Annotated in this window: 16 protein-coding genes; 3 read left to right on the top strand and 13 right to left on the bottom strand. The window is 63.8% G+C overall.

Annotation, left to right across the window (positions count from 1 at the left end; genetic code table 11):
• The 10 genes from LB524_RS24735 to LB524_RS24690 form a co-directional block, all read right to left on the bottom strand.
• Nucleotides 1-347 (bottom strand): c-type cytochrome (locus LB524_RS24735; RefSeq protein ID WP_224530921.1); only part of this gene is annotated, 347 nt, incomplete at its 3' end.
• A gap of 1 nt (nt 348) precedes the next feature.
• Nucleotides 349-1,227 (bottom strand): cytochrome c oxidase assembly protein, encoded by an 879-nt coding sequence (locus LB524_RS24730; RefSeq protein ID WP_224530919.1) that lies wholly within the window; start codon nt 1,225-1,227, stop codon nt 349-351.
• Nucleotides 1,224-1,565, bottom strand: coding sequence for a hypothetical protein (locus LB524_RS24725; RefSeq protein ID WP_224530917.1), 342 nt, complete (start codon nt 1,563-1,565; stop codon nt 1,224-1,226). The genes LB524_RS24730 and LB524_RS24725 overlap by 4 nt, the downstream gene beginning before the upstream one ends.
• On the bottom strand, nt 1,565-2,170 hold the full coding sequence (locus LB524_RS24720) for a cytochrome C oxidase subunit III (RefSeq protein ID WP_224530915.1): 606 nt from the start codon (nt 2,168-2,170) through the stop codon (nt 1,565-1,567). Before LB524_RS24720 ends, LB524_RS24725 begins: the two co-directional genes overlap by 1 nt.
• Nucleotides 2,167-4,143 (bottom strand): cytochrome c oxidase subunit I, encoded by a 1,977-nt coding sequence (gene ctaD / locus LB524_RS24715; RefSeq protein WP_224530912.1) that lies wholly within the window; start codon nt 4,141-4,143, stop codon nt 2,167-2,169. The genes LB524_RS24720 and ctaD overlap by 4 nt, the downstream gene beginning before the upstream one ends.
• Entirely contained in the window at nt 4,140-5,153 is a 1,014-nt protein-coding gene (coxB, locus tag LB524_RS24710) for a cytochrome c oxidase subunit II (protein ID WP_140664570.1), read from the bottom strand. The genes ctaD and coxB overlap by 4 nt, the downstream gene beginning before the upstream one ends.
• The gene (locus tag LB524_RS24705) at nt 5,150-5,683 is read right to left on the bottom strand and encodes a c-type cytochrome (protein WP_224530908.1); all 534 of its coding nucleotides are present in this window, start codon (nt 5,681-5,683) and stop codon (nt 5,150-5,152) included. The genes coxB and LB524_RS24705 overlap by 4 nt, the downstream gene beginning before the upstream one ends.
• On the bottom strand, nt 5,680-6,549 hold the full coding sequence (locus LB524_RS24700; RefSeq protein ID WP_224530905.1) for a substrate-binding domain-containing protein: 870 nt from the start codon (nt 6,547-6,549) through the stop codon (nt 5,680-5,682). The genes LB524_RS24705 and LB524_RS24700 overlap by 4 nt, the downstream gene beginning before the upstream one ends.
• A complete protein-coding gene (locus tag LB524_RS24695; protein WP_224530902.1) occupies nt 6,530-8,407 on the bottom strand; it encodes a methanol/ethanol family PQQ-dependent dehydrogenase in 1,878 nt (625 codons plus the stop codon). Before LB524_RS24695 ends, LB524_RS24700 begins: the two co-directional genes overlap by 20 nt.
• Nucleotides 8,404-9,138, bottom strand: a complete 735-nt coding sequence (locus LB524_RS24690; protein WP_224530899.1) for a heme-binding protein — start codon at nt 9,136-9,138, stop codon at nt 8,404-8,406. The genes LB524_RS24695 and LB524_RS24690 overlap by 4 nt, the downstream gene beginning before the upstream one ends.
• Before the next feature lie 275 nt (nt 9,139-9,413).
• On the opposite strand from LB524_RS24690, the gene LB524_RS24685 reads away from it, so the two are divergent.
• Complete coding sequence (locus LB524_RS24685; RefSeq protein ID WP_224530896.1) at nt 9,414-9,551, top strand: hypothetical protein; 138 nt, start codon at nt 9,414-9,416, stop codon at nt 9,549-9,551.
• Nucleotides 9,552-9,597: 46 nt separating this feature from the next.
• Nucleotides 9,598-10,596, top strand: coding sequence for a tRNA dihydrouridine(20/20a) synthase DusA (gene dusA / locus LB524_RS24680; RefSeq protein ID WP_224530894.1), 999 nt, complete (start codon nt 9,598-9,600; stop codon nt 10,594-10,596).
• Between the two features lie 2 nt (nt 10,597-10,598).
• Here dusA and LB524_RS24675 read toward each other — a convergent pair whose 3' ends face one another.
• Both LB524_RS24675 and LB524_RS24670 read right to left on the bottom strand, forming a co-directional pair.
• Nucleotides 10,599-11,303, bottom strand: a complete 705-nt coding sequence (locus LB524_RS24675) for a TIGR02281 family clan AA aspartic protease (protein WP_224530892.1) — start codon at nt 11,301-11,303, stop codon at nt 10,599-10,601.
• Between the two features lie 10 nt (nt 11,304-11,313).
• Nucleotides 11,314-11,544 carry a DUF1289 domain-containing protein gene (locus tag LB524_RS24670; RefSeq protein WP_041163452.1) on the bottom strand — a complete coding sequence of 77 codons (231 nt, stop codon included), beginning with the start codon at nt 11,542-11,544 and terminating at the stop codon, nt 11,314-11,316.
• 198 nt (nt 11,545-11,742) lie between these two features.
• On the opposite strand from LB524_RS24670, the gene LB524_RS24665 reads away from it, so the two are divergent.
• Nucleotides 11,743-12,741 carry a nicotinate-nucleotide--dimethylbenzimidazole phosphoribosyltransferase gene (locus tag LB524_RS24665; protein ID WP_224530891.1) on the top strand — a complete coding sequence of 333 codons (999 nt, stop codon included), beginning with the start codon at nt 11,743-11,745 and terminating at the stop codon, nt 12,739-12,741.
• A 28-nt stretch (nt 12,742-12,769) separates the two neighbouring features.
• Here the strand turns inward: LB524_RS24665 and LB524_RS24660 are convergent, their stop codons facing one another.
• The gene (locus LB524_RS24660) at nt 12,770-14,290 is read right to left on the bottom strand and encodes a sensor histidine kinase (protein ID WP_224530889.1); all 1,521 of its coding nucleotides are present in this window, start codon (nt 14,288-14,290) and stop codon (nt 12,770-12,772) included.
• Nucleotides 14,291-14,305: the final 15 nt, after the last annotated feature.

Here is a 14,305-nt window from a genome sequence, read left to right as displayed (position 1 = left end):
GTGATCCCCGTCGATGGCATTGCCGTGTGCGGATTGATCTCCCTGGCCGCTCGTATCCAGCGGATCAGGTTCTCCGGATTGTTCGCCAGCATGCCGGCGATAAAGACCCGGTCGGCAAGGCTGGAATCGAGGCGCGGACCAACCTGGCCTTGTGCCCCCGGCACGCCGGGGATCGTATGGCATCCGGAGCAGCCGTTCGCGATCATGATCGGAATGGCGCGCGCTTCCAAGCCGCCGGTCGCCATGTCCGATTCGTGGCGAACACGATCGCGCCGGTCGGACCACAAGGTCGCTGCGGCGACTGCCGCGGTCAGCAGCAGGATCGCGGCGAGCGCGCCGCCCACCATCCTAGCCAGGCCGGAGCGCATGGCTTGCCTCCCTGATTCCGCTCTTGCTTATCCAAAGGCCGGCAAGCAGCAAGGCGGCTCCGCCATAGATCAGGCCAGCCGGAACCCACATCACCAGTCCGGCGAGCTGCTGGTCCTCGATCGGGGTTAGACCCCAGAGCGCCGCGCCGGCGGCATTCTGCGGGTACCAGAGTCTGGGCGACAACAGCAGCAGCACGCCGAGCAGACCAGTGTGCAGTGACGTGAAGAAGAGATGCATGACCGCGCTGCCATAGGCCTGCTGGCGGCCGGAACGCGGCAGAATCCCCCACCAGAACAGCAGGGCTGTGCCGAGGAAGCTCGCATGCTGGGCGTAGTGCAGCACGCCCTGCTGAAGCGCTGCCTCGAACAGGACGGGAACGTGCCAGATCCAGATCGCGATACCGTGGATGACGGTTGCGTTGAGGGGGCGGCTGGCCACGGTCCAGATCGCCTGGAGAATCCTGCCGTGCGTGAGCCTTCCCGTCCCTCGGCGAAGTGCGGCCGGCAATGCCCATATCAGGACCGCGCCGGGGCAGGCGGCGACAAGGAGCGGCGCCGCTACCGCCATCAGCAGTTCATGCTCGATCATGTGGGCGGCAAACACCCGTTCGCCAAGCGCATGGATTGGGCTGACCAGCGCTCCGGTCAGCACGCCCCAGCCGGCGGTGAACAACAGAACTTGCCGCGTCCGCTCGGAGCGGCCCCGGCTGCTGCGGCGCCATAGCCGGCTCGCTCCAAGCGCATAGATGAGCGCGATTGCGGCCAAAGGGAGCGTGATGGGAAACGCAAGCGTCCATCCCGCTTCGGGCGCGCCGGCGCCATAGCAGATCGAGGTTGAGAAGAAGGCCTCGAAGCTCATCGCAGGCACTCGTCGAGAATGAGTGCGGCGCTGCCCTGCATGACGATGACAAGGGCAAAAAGCAAAGCCGCAAGAATGCCGAGATCGGCGACGAATTGCTCGGTGCCGCGCGTGCGCTCCGGCTTGAAAGCCGCGCCCCCCTGCCGCCGTGCCCGCCAAGAAAGCATGCCGCCGAGAAGCGAAAGCAAGGCCAGCAGCAATGCGATCGGAAGGACGACCGGCACCTGGCGATTGCACTGCCACGGAACAAGCGCGTAGTTCAGCTGCGTCGAGATTGCCCAAGCCAAAGGCCCCGACAGAAGACCACCCCAGGAGGTTCCCAATCGCAGCGCGCGCATCAGCCTAGCCTCGGTACCCAGTAGATGAGCAGGTAGATCGGGATCCAGGTGAGCACCACGAAATCCCAGTAAAAGACGTTGTCGCCCACATCGCCGAAGCGCCGGCCGCTATAGCCATGGCGTGTGAACATCAGCACCGTCAGCACGATCGTGTCGCCCACGTCGGTGATCAGATGCGTGGTGTGCAGTCCAAGCAACACCCAAAGCATCGAGCCGTAGGCGTTTGTGTCCCAAAAGATATTCAATGCCGGCAACTCGAACCAGCGCACCACGAGCGGGGCGACACCGAACAGCGACATCACGACCATGCCGATCCGCACCGGTACGATGGCGCAATGCTCGGCGTAGCGATTGAGGATGTGGTTTGGCACCAGGCTGGCGATCAGCAACAGGGTGACGATCGTTCCCGGCCAATGGTTAGGTTCCGGGGCGCTCAGACGCCAGTTGGGCCATGACATCGCCAGATAGAGATAGGCGCCGGCCGCCAGCGCGAAGCCCGTCCCTTCCAATGCCATGAAGCCGAGCGTGCCCCACCAGGTTGGGCTGCGCGGACCATGGCCAAACGTAGGGAGGGCGGAAAGGTCGGTGACGGGCCGCTGATTCATTCCTCGTCCTCCGGATCGCCCTTGGGCCAGAACCAGCCGAGCAGCGTGAGCGCGATCGGCATGGCGCCCCAGACGATCGCCCACGGCGTGAAGATCGAGTAGAGGAACGTGCCGCCCACGGCGATCGCCGCCAGCAGCGGCCAGATCGACGGCGTCGCCGATTTCTCGCGGATGTCGGGGTAGGCCTCCGCCACCGTCGAGATGAGCAACTCGCGGACATCGACGCGGAGTCCAGTTGCGACGGGAAGCGCCTCTCGTTCGGCCCACAGCGGCTCGACATTCGTCACGATCGGAATGCGCGAGAAATTGTAACTTGGAGGCGGGGACGACGTGGCCCATTCCAGGGTGCCGGCATCCCAGGGGTTATCGCCGGCCGGAGCCCCTTTCAATGCGCCATGTATCAGGTTGAAGGTGAACAGCACGAAGCTTAGGAAGAACAGCACCGCGCCGGCGCTGATGAACAGGTTGATGTTGCCCCAGCCAAGCTCCGCCGGATAGGTATAGACCCTGCGCGGCATGCCCCACAGGCCCACGAGATGCATCGGGAAGAAGGCCGCGTTGAAGCCGATGAAGGCCAGCCCGAAATGCCAGCGTCCGAGACGTTCGCTCATCATGCGCCCGGTGATCTTGGGGAACCAGAAATAGGCCGCGCCCAGCAGCGGGAATACCGATCCGCCGATCAGCACATAGTGGAAGTGGGCGACGACGAAGTAGGTGTCGTGCACCTGAAGGTCGAGCGGCACCGAGGCGAGCATGACGCCGGTTAGCCCGCCGATGACGAAGATGAAGAAGAAGCCGAAGACGAACAGCAGCGGCGTGCGGATCACCGGTCTGCCATCCCACAAGGTCGCCAGCCAGCAGAAGATCTGCACGCCATTGGGGATGGCGATCAGCATGCTGGACGCCGTGAAGAAGCTCGCCCCGAGCTTCGGCAATCCGGTTGCAAACATATGATGCACCCAGAGGCCGAACGACAGGAAACCCACCGCGATCAGCGACAGGACCAGCCCTAAATGGCCGAACGTCGGTCGCCGGGCAAAAGCGGGAATGATGGAGGAGACCATGCCCGTCGCCGGCAGGAAGATGATGTAGACCTCGGGATGACCGAAGAACCAGAACAGATGCTGAAACAGCAGGGCGTCGCCGCCCTCCGCGGGGTTGAAAATGTGGGTTCCGACAAGCCGGTCGAGAATGAGGAAGGTCGAGGTGATCATGACCGCCGGCATCGCGAAGACGACGACGAAGGAAGTGACCAGCAGTGCCCACACATAAAGCGGTATCTTGTCCAGCGACATGCCGGGCGCGCGTTGCTTGAACACGGTGACGATGGTGGCGACGGCGACCGCAAGCGACGACACTTCGGTATAGGTGATCATTTGCGCCCAGACGTCAGCGCGCTTGCCAGGAGAGAATTCCGGTCCGGATAGGGGCACATAGGCGAACCAGCCGACGTCCGGCGCCATGTTGAGGAGGAATGAGATCCAGGCAAAGGCCCCGCCCGAGACGTAGATCCAGTAGCCGAATGCATTGAGCCGCGGGAAGGCGATGTTACGGGTGCCGACCATCAGCGGCACCAGATAGATTCCCGTTGCCTGAACGATGGGCACAGCGAACAGGAACATCATGGTGACGCCATGCATCGTGAACAGCTGGTTGTAGAGGTCCGGCCCGATCAGCCCGCGCTGCAGCCCGGAGAGTTGGATTCGCATGGCGACCGCGTTCAGCCCGCCAAGGCACAGGAAGATGAAGGCCGTGATCAGATAGCGCCTTGCGATGACCTTGTGGTCGACGCTCGACAATGCTCCGATGATGCCGGGCGGCGTGCGCCATGCCCGCGTGAGCCAGTGGTGCAGGCTGGCATCGTCCATGCCAGTATCGCGCGGTCCGTCATGCTCGGGAGCCAGGTCGCCCTTGGTGGCGGTCTCGCGTTTCGGCGGCAGGTCGCGTTCGCTGATCAGATCCGCGCTGCTCATTTCAGACCCTCAAGGTAGGCGACGATGGCGTTGAGTTCGTCGCCGTTGAGCTCCACCACAGGCATGTGGGAACCGGGCTTCACGCCTTGGGGGTCCGCTATCCAGGCAGCGATATTGCCTCGGCTCATCGTCAACGTGCCGGCGGCGAGCGTGCGCCGGCTGGCAATATGCGTCAGATCCGGCGCGACGGTTCCTCCCGCTGGAGTGCCCCCGATCCTGTGGCACATCACGCAGGGACGCTTGAGGAACAGGTCCTCGCCAGCCTTGGCCTCGTCGCTCGCCGGAGGGCCAGACGGCTGCAACTGGTCGTTCCACCAAGCGTCGAACTTTTCCTTCGGCTCAGCGATGATGAAGGTACCCATGTTCGCATGCTGCGCACCGCAGAACTCGGCGCACTGGCCGCGATATACGCCAGGCTTGTCGGCCTTGATGTCGAGCACATTGATATGGCCGGGGATGAGGTCGAGCTTGCCGGAAAGGCTCGGCACCCAGAAGGAATGGATCACGTCCGTCGATGTCAGCAGAAGCCGTACGGGCTCCCCGGCGGGGATGTGGATCTCGTTCGCCGTGGTCAGGATGCGGCTCGGCGTGGCGTCTTCGTAGCGGACTTCCCACCACCATTGGTGGCCCGTGACGCGAATGGTGAGCGCGGCGTCGGAGCCGATCGCCGCAAGTGTCCTGTTGGCGAAGAAGCTCAGCAAGGTCAGTCCGACCACGATCACTGCGGTCAGCCCGACGGCGATCACGACAACGCGCAACTTTCGATGGTCGGCGCCGGCGTCGAGCACGAGCGGCTCGGCGCCGTCCCGCGACCGCATCATCAACGGTGTGGCAAGAGCGATCATCACCAGGACCCAGATCACCGCGCAAAGCGCGGTGAAAAACCAGATGAGCCATGCCAGCTCACTGGAAGCTGGCCCTTTCGGGTCGAGCGCTGATTGCCATCCCGCGCATCCCTGCAGAAACAAGACGCAGGCCGTGCCGAACCCGGTCGACGCAAGGCGCTTCACGGTGATTTCCCCAGCGTGGCTGCATCCGGCATGCGGTTTTCCGACGGATGCGGCATCATGTCGTCATTGCGTTGCGGCGCGGCGGACGAGGGTGCGTTGCCACTCAGCGAGCGAACGAAGGCGGCAAGCTCCCAAATCTGGTCATCGGGAATCTTGTCGCGGAAGCTCGGCATGCCTTTTGGCCGCCCATCACGGATCGTGGCGTGGATGCTTTCGATCGAACTGCCGTAAAGCCATTTCTGGTCCATCAAGGCCGGCCCCATGCCGCCGCCGCCATTGGCATGACAGCCCGAACAATTGAACCAGTTGAACAGGCGCTTGCCCTCGCTGAGGTGAAAGGCATTGGCCTCGAAGCTGGCTGCCTTGTTGTCGCTGGCGGAAGGCCGCTGTCCACCGGGTTCCAATGTCGTCACAGGCGCCGGCTGCTCGCCCGATCCGAGCGAGGATTGCGGGCGCGTGTCCCGCTCCTCGCGCTGGCATGCCGTAAGCGCTAGGACCGTAAACAAGAGCATGGCGGCACCGTGCTTCATCGCACTGGGCTCCCTGGGCCATCGAGGCGCGGCACGCCATATTGCGACAGCAATGCGTCGATCTCAGCCTTGTGCCTGGCCAGCGCGCTGTTCACATCGCCACGCAGCGCATCGTCCTCGCGCCGAACGCCCATCGAGATGTCGTAGATCATGGGCAATTGCGGTCCGTCGATGCGAGGCATGACGGGCGTGACGCGGAGGGGCACTTTCTGCTTGGCGGCGAAGTAGCCGGCGAGCGGGCCCCAGACGACGGCAAGATCGATGTCTCCGGTCGCCACTGCTTCGACGATGCGCGCCGGAGGGTTGGGTGCGGAGTAGTCGCCATAGACGGGATAGCCGACGAGATGCCCGACGATGCCGCGGCGGCCGAGCGCCTGGACGGGAGGCGAATTGGCCCCGTCGTCGCCGATGAGTTGCACGCCGATCCGCATGGCGCGCAGCCGCGGATCGTTGAAGGATGCCACATCCGGACCGTCCTGGCGGGTGACGAAAACATAGGACGACCGATAATAGGGGGTGGTGGTGCGCAGCATTTCGAGATTGGCCGGCGTGCCGGGCACGAGATCGCAAAGGCCGGCCTTCAGCGTGTTGCGCACGAAGCCCCGGCGCTGTGCCCACCAAGTGTAGGTCAGTTTGGCGCCGAGATCGGCGGCCACGATCTCAGCGATCCTGTTCTCGAAGCCCTGACCGGCGGCGTTGGAGAAGGGCATGTTGTTCGGGTCGGCGCAGACCCTCAGTTCACGCACATTCGCTGTCGCCGGCAAGAGCAGCAAGGCGAGGGCGGCCATGCCGGTTGCCATCCGCTGGAGCGCCTTTCGTACCTGGCGCGAGGGCCGCTTGAGTGCCTCAGGGCAGCCGGAACACATAGAGCGTGCCTCCCGCCGTTGTCGCGTCCTTGAGATCCTTCATCGCGTTGACGAAACCGAGGGCAGCGGTGGCGTCGCGCGGATCGAGATCGCCGGACACGATGGCGCCGGCCCAGCCGCCTACACCCGACAGGATCGCCACATATTGGTGTCCGTCGGGGCCGCGATATGTGATGGGCTGGCCGATGATGCCGGACGACGTCTTGAATTGCCAAAGCAGCTCGCCGGTCTTGGCGCTGACCGCCTTGAACCAACCCTCCATGGTTCCGTAGAAGACGACATCGCCGGCGGTCACGACCGCGCCGCTCCACACCGGGAAGTTCTCCTTGAGGCTCCAGGCGGGCTTCTCCGCGGCGATGTCCCAGGCGGTGAAGGCGCCCCGGTTTCCGCCGGGCCCGGGGATCATGCGTACGTTCATGCCGACATAGGGCGTGCCGGCAATGTAGTTCACCTCGACGCCTTCTTCGTCCATGCACAGATTGTTATGCGGGATGTAGAGCAGCCCGGTCTTCGGCGAAAAGGCGGAAGGCTGCCAGTCCTTGAGCCCCGATGCGGTCGGGCAGATGTCGCGGACGACCTTGCCGGTACCGGTCTTCTTGTCCGGATTTTCGACCAGACGGCCGCTGTCGAGGTCGACACCCTTGCTGGAATTGACGGGGCCGTAGGGCTTCGCGGACAGCACTTCGCCGGTGGTCCGGTCGAGAATGTAGAGATAGCCGTTGCGCTCGGGCCGGACCAGCACCTTACGCGGCTTGCCCTGCCAGTTCATGTCGAGCAGGACCTGCTCGTTGATCCCGTCATAGTCATGAAGGTCATGCGGGCTCCACTGGTAGAACCATTTCGCCGCTCCGGTATCGGGATCGCGGGCGAAAATCCCTGACGTCCATTTGTTGTCGCCGGGCCGCAGATCCGGGTTCCACGGTCCAGGGTTGCCGGTGCCGTGGAAGATCAGGTTGAGATCCGGGTCGTAGGAAATCCAGCCCCACATGTTGCCGCCGCCGATTTTCCAGGCTTCCGGCGGCCATGTCGTGACGCCAAGGTCCTTGCCCTTGTCCATGTCGTAATGCGGCTTGAAATCGGGGCCGATTAGCACGTCCTTGTCCGGTCCGGTGCCGTAGGCCGTCCAGACGACATGACCGTCGCCGGCGTCAAGCGCCTTGACCCAGCCGCGGACGCCCATCTCGCCGCCTGAATTGCCGACCAGCACTTTGCCTTTCACCACCAACGGCGCCATGGTGATGGTCTCGCCTATGTTGATGTTGCCGATATGGGAGTTCCAGATCGGCTGGCCGGTGTTCGCATCGAGTGCGATGGTGTGACCGTCCAGTGTGTTGAAGAAGATGCGCCCGTCCGCGAAAGCCGCGCCGCGATTCACGACGTCGCAACAGGCAACCCCTTGCGCCGCGGGTTCGGGATTGGGTTCGAACTTCCATTTCATCGGCGCGCCTGGCTTGGTGAGGTCGAGCGCGTAGACCATGTTGGGGAAGGGGGTCACGATGTACATCGTGCCGCCGACGACCAGCGGCGCCGCTTCCTGGCCTTTGTTGACGCCGGTGGAGAAGGTGAAGGCCACCTGCAGGTTCTTGACGTTGCCTTCGTTGATTTCAGTGAGCTCACTGTAGCGGGTCGACGCGTAGTTCTTGGCCGGCATCGTCCATTGCCCATCGTCGCGCGGTGCGGCGGAAGCCGGCGGCGAGATCGCCGACGGTGGCGGAGCTTCGGAAGCGCCCGTCAGCAGAGGAGTGCAAGCCAGCAGCAACCCCGCAAGGAAGCTCTGGAGACGTTTGCTAGCTGCCGCCGGGCGGTTCGTGCGTACCGCGTCAACGCAGGGTGTTGCACACCGCGCTGCTTGCTTCATTTCGGTGTCGCGCCTCCGACGCCTGAACCGATTTCCGCTGCGATGTCGGCCTCGGTGCCCGAGCATAGCGGGTGACCCCAGCCGGAGGCGCTTTTTCCGCCGGGATCGAGATCATAGATGATGGCATCCTTGCGGTTGGGATTGACGCCTGCCGGGACCTTGTCGAGGCCGAGAGCCGCGCGAACGCGCCAGGCGACATTGTGGTCGGCGCAAGAGGAATCGCCACTGACGCCAAGCGCGCCGACGATCGTTTTGCCGTCGTAAAGGGCCAAGCCCCCGCCAAACACGACGACGCCGCCGATAGGCTTGCCGACCAACGGATCGTTGGCGCTGCCGAAGGTTTTGGGATCGCCCGCATAAGCCGCGGCTTGGTTGACGGGGTTGGTCGCCTGCAGCCCGAACAGCGGCCCACCCGGTTGCACGCCAGCGTAGAGATTGGCCGTCGACAGGGCCATTTGAGCCAGGCTGAGACCGTTGGCGGTGCTGGCTTTCTCCGCTGCGACGAGCCGACTGCCCGGCCATTGCGAATCGACTGCCGGGCCGCTGAACGCAATCGCGCAGACAGTGCCATCGCGGGCAACGATCGCGCCCCATTCGTTGGTTTCAAAGCCGCCATTGGCTGGTCCGCCGCTTGCCTTCACATTGGCTTTGAGGACTGTAAGCAGCCTATCGTGATCGGCCGGACAAGCCTGCTGCGCCATGGCCCTGTCATCGTGGAGCAGGTCGCCCATCAGCAACAACAAACCAAAGGCAGATACGAAAAGCTGACAGCGATACATTGTCTTGGGCATTCGTTCGAACATCAAAGAGAACCCTGGCAGATCGTGGAACGCGAGCAGGCGTCCGTGCCTAACTCGCACAATGCTTCTATGTTCCTGCTTTGGAAAAATTCGTGCAGTTGGATTTGGAGGCTGGTGCTCAGCCATGCTGTCCGTGTCATCCCAAGCCTCTTTTGGCGGGCGATAAACCCGGACAACTCATCTGCTACCTAATCCGGACAACTCATGTGCTTACGACACCGATCCGAGAGGGACTTGCCTACATCGCACATGTCGTCGATATGAAGGTCGATGAATTCGCCGAAGGGCTTCAGGCGCGCTATACGGGACTTTGTCAGCGTCTCACCATGATCGACTTGGCGTAAATTCGTGTGCACCCGGCAGGGTCTAGCGTTTTGAATGTTAAAGAGAATGCTGAAAAATCAACAATATAGACTGGCTATTGCACCCATGATGGACTGGACGGACCGCCATTGCCGGTTCTTCCATCGCCAGCTGACGACACATGCGCTGCTTTATACCGAAATGGTTGTGGCCGACGCGGTTATCCACGGCGCGCGCGAGCGGCTGCTTGGCTTCGATGAGGTGGAACATCCCGTCGCCCTGCAACTTGGCGGCTCCGATCCGGCAAAACTTGCCGAAGCGGCGCGCGTTGGCGAAGCCTTTGGTTATGACGAGATCAATCTCAATGTCGGCTGCCCGTCCGACCGCGTCCAGTCGGGCACGTTCGGCGCTTGCCTGATGAAAGTACCCGACCTCGTCGCAACCTGCGTCGCGGCGATGAAGGCGGCGGTGACGGTGCCAGTCACGGTCAAGTGCCGCATCGGCGTCGACGAACAGGATCCGGAGCCGGCGCTCGATGCGCTGGCGAATGGGGTTTTCGATGCCGGCGCCGATGCCTTGTGGGTGCATGCTCGCAAGGCCTGGCTGGAAGGGCTGAGCCCCAGGGAAAATCGCGACATCCCGCCGCTAGACTATAACAGGGTTTATCGGTTGAAGGCTGGAAAACAAAGCAAATTCATAGGCATCAATGGCGGTATTCAGTCTCTTGGCGAGGTGCGGCTGCATCTCGATCATGTCGACGGAGCCATGCTCGGCCGCGCCGCGTACCACACACCAGGCATTCTGGCCGGTGTTGACGCCGCCTTCTACGGTGCGCGGTCGGAAGCGTTCGATTTCGCGGCACTGATCGATGCTATGGCGGAGTATGCGGCGCGCCATATCGAACAGGGCGGCCGGCTCGGCCATGTCACCCGCCATATGGTCGGGCTGTTTCATGGGCTGCCCGGCGCGCGCCGCTATCGTCAGATCCTGTCCACCGACGCAACCCGACCCGGAGCCGGGGCTGACGTGCTGAAGACGGCTTTCGCGGCTGTCGAACTCGGAGGAGCGGCCGCCGAAGCGGCCTGAGCTCAGTCCCTGAGGATCATCCGGTCGCCGCGCACGTCGAAGCCCGACAGCGAACCGATGAAGTTCATGCCGAGCAGGCTTTGGCTCAGCATGCCTGGAGCGGCGATCATCACCGGCATATCCTTGCGCACGATGCCGCCGATCGCCAGTTCGTCGGTTTTGACCGCCGCGGCGCGCGCCATGCCGTTGGCGGTCGAAACCGGTATCGTGTAGTTGAGTGCCGCGGGATTGAAGCCTGAGGCCTGAGCGTCCTCCGAACTCAGCACCGTGCTGGTGGCGCCGGTGTCGACAACGGCGCGAACCGGGTTGCCGTTGACCAGGATGCGCGCTTCGAAATGGCCATTGTCGGCCTTGTCCAAGGTCACGGTGGCGTGGCCGTCTTCGACACCGAGCGCCAGCGGGCTGCCGGGAACAAGGCCGGCGGTCACCCGGCTGGCGACGTCCTGCAGCTCGTAGCGATATTGATAGCCGGCGATCAGCGCGAGCACGATAGCCGCCCAGGCGCCGAGATTGCGGGTCATCACTCCCAGCGGAGCGGACCGCAGCAAGCCGGCGCCGATAAGGGCGCCGAAAGCCCCAAGCCAGATCAGCCGGCCAAAATCGTAATTCTCGACGCCGAACGTGCTGCCGGCGGAATCGTTGAGCATGAGCAGGGCTGCCCCTACACCGATCACCGCCATCACAACCCAGAACAGCCGGCTGCTCACTCGTCCCTCGCTAGAGTGCGTCGCGTTCGCGTGCCATGCGGGTGCGGCGCGTTTCCCGGCGCGGCCGGCGCTCGACGGTTTCGAGCCGGGCTGGCAGTTCGGCCATCACGCTGCGGCGCGTCTCGGGCGTCATCCCTATCCAGGCGCCGATCTCCTCGCGCGTGCGGCCGCAACCGAAGCAGAAGCCGGTTTTCATATCGATCGAACAGACCAGGATGCAGGGAGATTCGATGGCCGTCATGACTTTCTCTCGGTGGACCCGGTCCGGAATCCGCTCTTCCACCTCCACATGGTGCAACGGCAAAGCCAATGCAAGCCCTCCCGATCGCGCCTTCCGTGGCCGCCTTTGCGGCAAATCAGGAAGGACGATCGAGGAGGTTGTGCCGGTCACGCAAGACAGCTATTCCGCTCCTCTGCTCCAGGAACGATTGTTCGCGACATGACCAGTGCACTGCCTTTCGATGATTTCCGCGACCTGCTCGGCAATCTGCCATTGGCCGACCTCAAAGCTGAAGCGCGCGTGCGCACACTGTTTGCCAAGGCCGATAAGCCTGAGAATTCGCTTGGCCGCGTCGATGACATCGCCGCCTGGCTCGCAGCCTGGAGCGGTCGCGCTCCGCCTGCCGTGACCAGGCCCCTGATGGCTGTCTTTGCCGGCAACCATGGCGTTGCCAGGCAAGGCATTTCGCCGAGGCCCGTGGCGGCGACCGCTAACGCGGTCGAGCTTTGCGCGGCCGGCGGTGCGGCGATCAACCAGATCTGCATTGCCAACGACCTCGGTCTGAAGGTGTTCGATCTTGCCCTGCACATCCCGACCGGCGACATCACCGAGGACGCCGCGCTCGATGAGCGCGGTTGCGCCGCCACCATGGCCTTCGGCATGGAGGCGATTGCCGGCGGCACCGACCTGCTTAGCCTCGGCGATCTCGGCGTCGGCAATTCCACCGTCGCCGCCGCCCTGCTCGCCGCGCTTTTGGGGGGCAGGGGTGCCGACTGGGTTGGCCCGGGATCCGGCGCCGACGCGGCGATGCGGGCTCGCAAGGCAGAGGTGGTCGATGCGGCGCTGGCCTTTCACGGCCGCCATCTAGAAGATCCGCTTGAGGCGCTGCGCCGGGTGGGCGGCCGCGAGTTCGCGGCGATAGCCGGCGCAATCCTTGCCGCGCGGATGCAGCGGATACCGGTACTGCTCGATGGATTCGCGGCAACGGCAGCCGCGGCGGTGCTGCATGCAGCGAACCCCGCAGCCCTTGATCATTGTCTTCTCGCCAGCCTGTCGCCGGAGTCCGCGCATGCAAGGGCGGCCGAGCACCTCGGGCTGCGTCCGCTGCTCGATCTGGGGATCGGCCACGGCGAAGGGGCGGGAGCCGCTCTGGCGGCTGGGCTGGTCAAGGCGGCGGCACTGACCAGTTCGGGCATGGCGGCGGCTGTGCGGGGTTGACCACGCGGCACCAGCGTTTACGGGGTCCTTACCGCCGTCGCGCGGCCACCGCCGCGGTCGGCAGCGCCGGCAGTTCTTCCATCACCCGGCTCAGCGGGAAAATAGCGATCGCCTCGGTGCCTTCGCGCAGCTTGGAATGAAGCTCGAACTCGCCGCCATGCATGGCGAGCAGCCCTTGGACGATCGGCAGGCCAAGCCCGGTGCCTTGCTCGGCGCTCTTGATGGCGATCGAACCCTGGCCGAAGGCTGAAAGCACGACCGGAATCTCGTCCTCGGGAATGCCCGGACCGTTGTCCTTGATCGAAATGTATTGTCCGCCGCCCGCCGTCCAGCCGACCCGGACCCGGATTTCGCCGCCGGTGGCGGTGAACTTGATGGCATTGGACAGAAGGTTGAGCGTGATCTGGCGCACGGCGCGCTCGTCGGCGAACAGCCGCGGCAATGTCTGTTCGAAATCCTGGACGACGCGGATGTCCTTGTTGCGCGCCTTGAGTTCCATCATGTGGCAGCAATCCTCGACGATGTTGAGCAACATGACCGGCTCCTCGTTGAGCTGGTAGCGGCCGGCCTCGATGCGCGACAGGTCGAGGATCTCGTTGATGAGGTCGAGCAGATGCTGGCCTGAGTCATGCACGTCGTGGGCGTAATCGCGATAGGTGGGATTGCTCATCGGCCCGAGGACCTCGTTCGCCATCACCTCGGAAAAGCCGAGGATGGCGTTGAGCGGCGTGCGCAATTCGTGGCTCATCGAAGCGAGGAAACGCGATTTTGCCAGGTTGGCGTCCTCGGCCCGCCGCCGAGCCTCATCCGACATCGATTTCGCCGTCTCCACTTCGGCGATCAGCGCGTCCTTTTCGGAGCGGAACGACAACAGCAGCAGGGAAAAGCGATTGAGGTGACTGGCAATATAGGCGAAGAAAGGCAGCGACAGGACAAGCAGCGCGGCCATGGTGGCCCCGACCGGCATCCAGGACTTGGTCGCGGCATAGGCGTAGAGCGCCACTGGAACCGCGAAGGTCGCCAGCAGTGCTCCGCCCAGGGACGAGGCCATGAGCGCCGTCCCTGCCATGGCAAACAGCAGCACCACCGCCTTGACCGCCTGGAACTGGTCGACCTCGCAGGCCCCGCAGCCCAGCCAGACGAACCAGGCCCAGCCCAGACCACAAAGGAAGTGGCCGACCAGGAATTCCCTTCGCGTTTGCAAGGCGTTAAGTTCGGAAGCTTCCGTGCGCTCGATGCGCCGCGCCATGAAAACGACGATCGTATAAGAGGTCAGCGTAAACAACGCCCAGAGCCCGATCTCATTGCCGACACCGGCCAGACGACCGGCCGCGGCGATCGCCAGGACGAGCATCGGGATGACGACGGCACCGCTGGTCATCGCCTGGGCATGGAGCTTCAGCAGCTCGCGGTCGAAATCGAGATTGCCGGCCTGCTGCGAAAGACGGTCGCGCGTCTTGCGAACCGCGCGCGCGACATCGCTGTTGCGATGCCGTTTCCTGCGGTCCACAATGAACTTGTCCGCCGTGTTCGAGCGTTGCAAGGGCATCAAAAGCTTCAATTT

This window comes from Mesorhizobium sp. ESP6-5 (assembly GCF_020164695.1).
GTDB lineage: Bacteria > Pseudomonadota > Alphaproteobacteria > Rhizobiales > Rhizobiaceae > Mesorhizobium > Mesorhizobium australicum.
This window is presented reverse-complemented; position numbering and strand designations above follow the sequence as displayed.

Coding starts and splice junctions, on each gene's coding strand:
- LB524_RS24730 (WP_224530919.1), bottom strand. CDS start 1,227: ATGAGCTTCGAGGCCTTCTTCTCAACCTCGATCTGCTATGGCGCCGGC.
- LB524_RS24725 (WP_224530917.1), bottom strand. CDS start 1,565: ATGCGCGCGCTGCGATTGGGAACCTCCTGGGGTGGTCTTCTGTCGGGG.
- LB524_RS24720 (WP_224530915.1), bottom strand. CDS start 2,170: ATGAATCAGCGGCCCGTCACCGACCTTTCCGCCCTCCCTACGTTTGGC.
- ctaD (WP_224530912.1), bottom strand. CDS start 4,143: ATGAGCAGCGCGGATCTGATCAGCGAACGCGACCTGCCGCCGAAACGC.
- LB524_RS24705 (WP_224530908.1), bottom strand. CDS start 5,683: ATGAAGCACGGTGCCGCCATGCTCTTGTTTACGGTCCTAGCGCTTACG.
- LB524_RS24700 (WP_224530905.1), bottom strand. CDS start 6,549: ATGTGTTCCGGCTGCCCTGAGGCACTCAAGCGGCCCTCGCGCCAGGTA.
- LB524_RS24695 (WP_224530902.1), bottom strand. CDS start 8,407: ATGAAGCAAGCAGCGCGGTGTGCAACACCCTGCGTTGACGCGGTACGC.
- LB524_RS24690 (WP_224530899.1), bottom strand. CDS start 9,138: ATGGGCGACCTGCTCCACGATGACAGGGCCATGGCGCAGCAGGCTTGT.
- dusA (WP_224530894.1), top strand. CDS start 9,598: ATGCTGAAAAATCAACAATATAGACTGGCTATTGCACCCATGATGGAC.
- LB524_RS24670 (WP_041163452.1), bottom strand. CDS start 11,544: ATGACGGCCATCGAATCTCCCTGCATCCTGGTCTGTTCGATCGATATG.
- LB524_RS24665 (WP_224530891.1), top strand. CDS start 11,743: ATGACCAGTGCACTGCCTTTCGATGATTTCCGCGACCTGCTCGGCAAT.
- LB524_RS24660 (WP_224530889.1), bottom strand. CDS start 14,290: ATGCCCTTGCAACGCTCGAACACGGCGGACAAGTTCATTGTGGACCGC.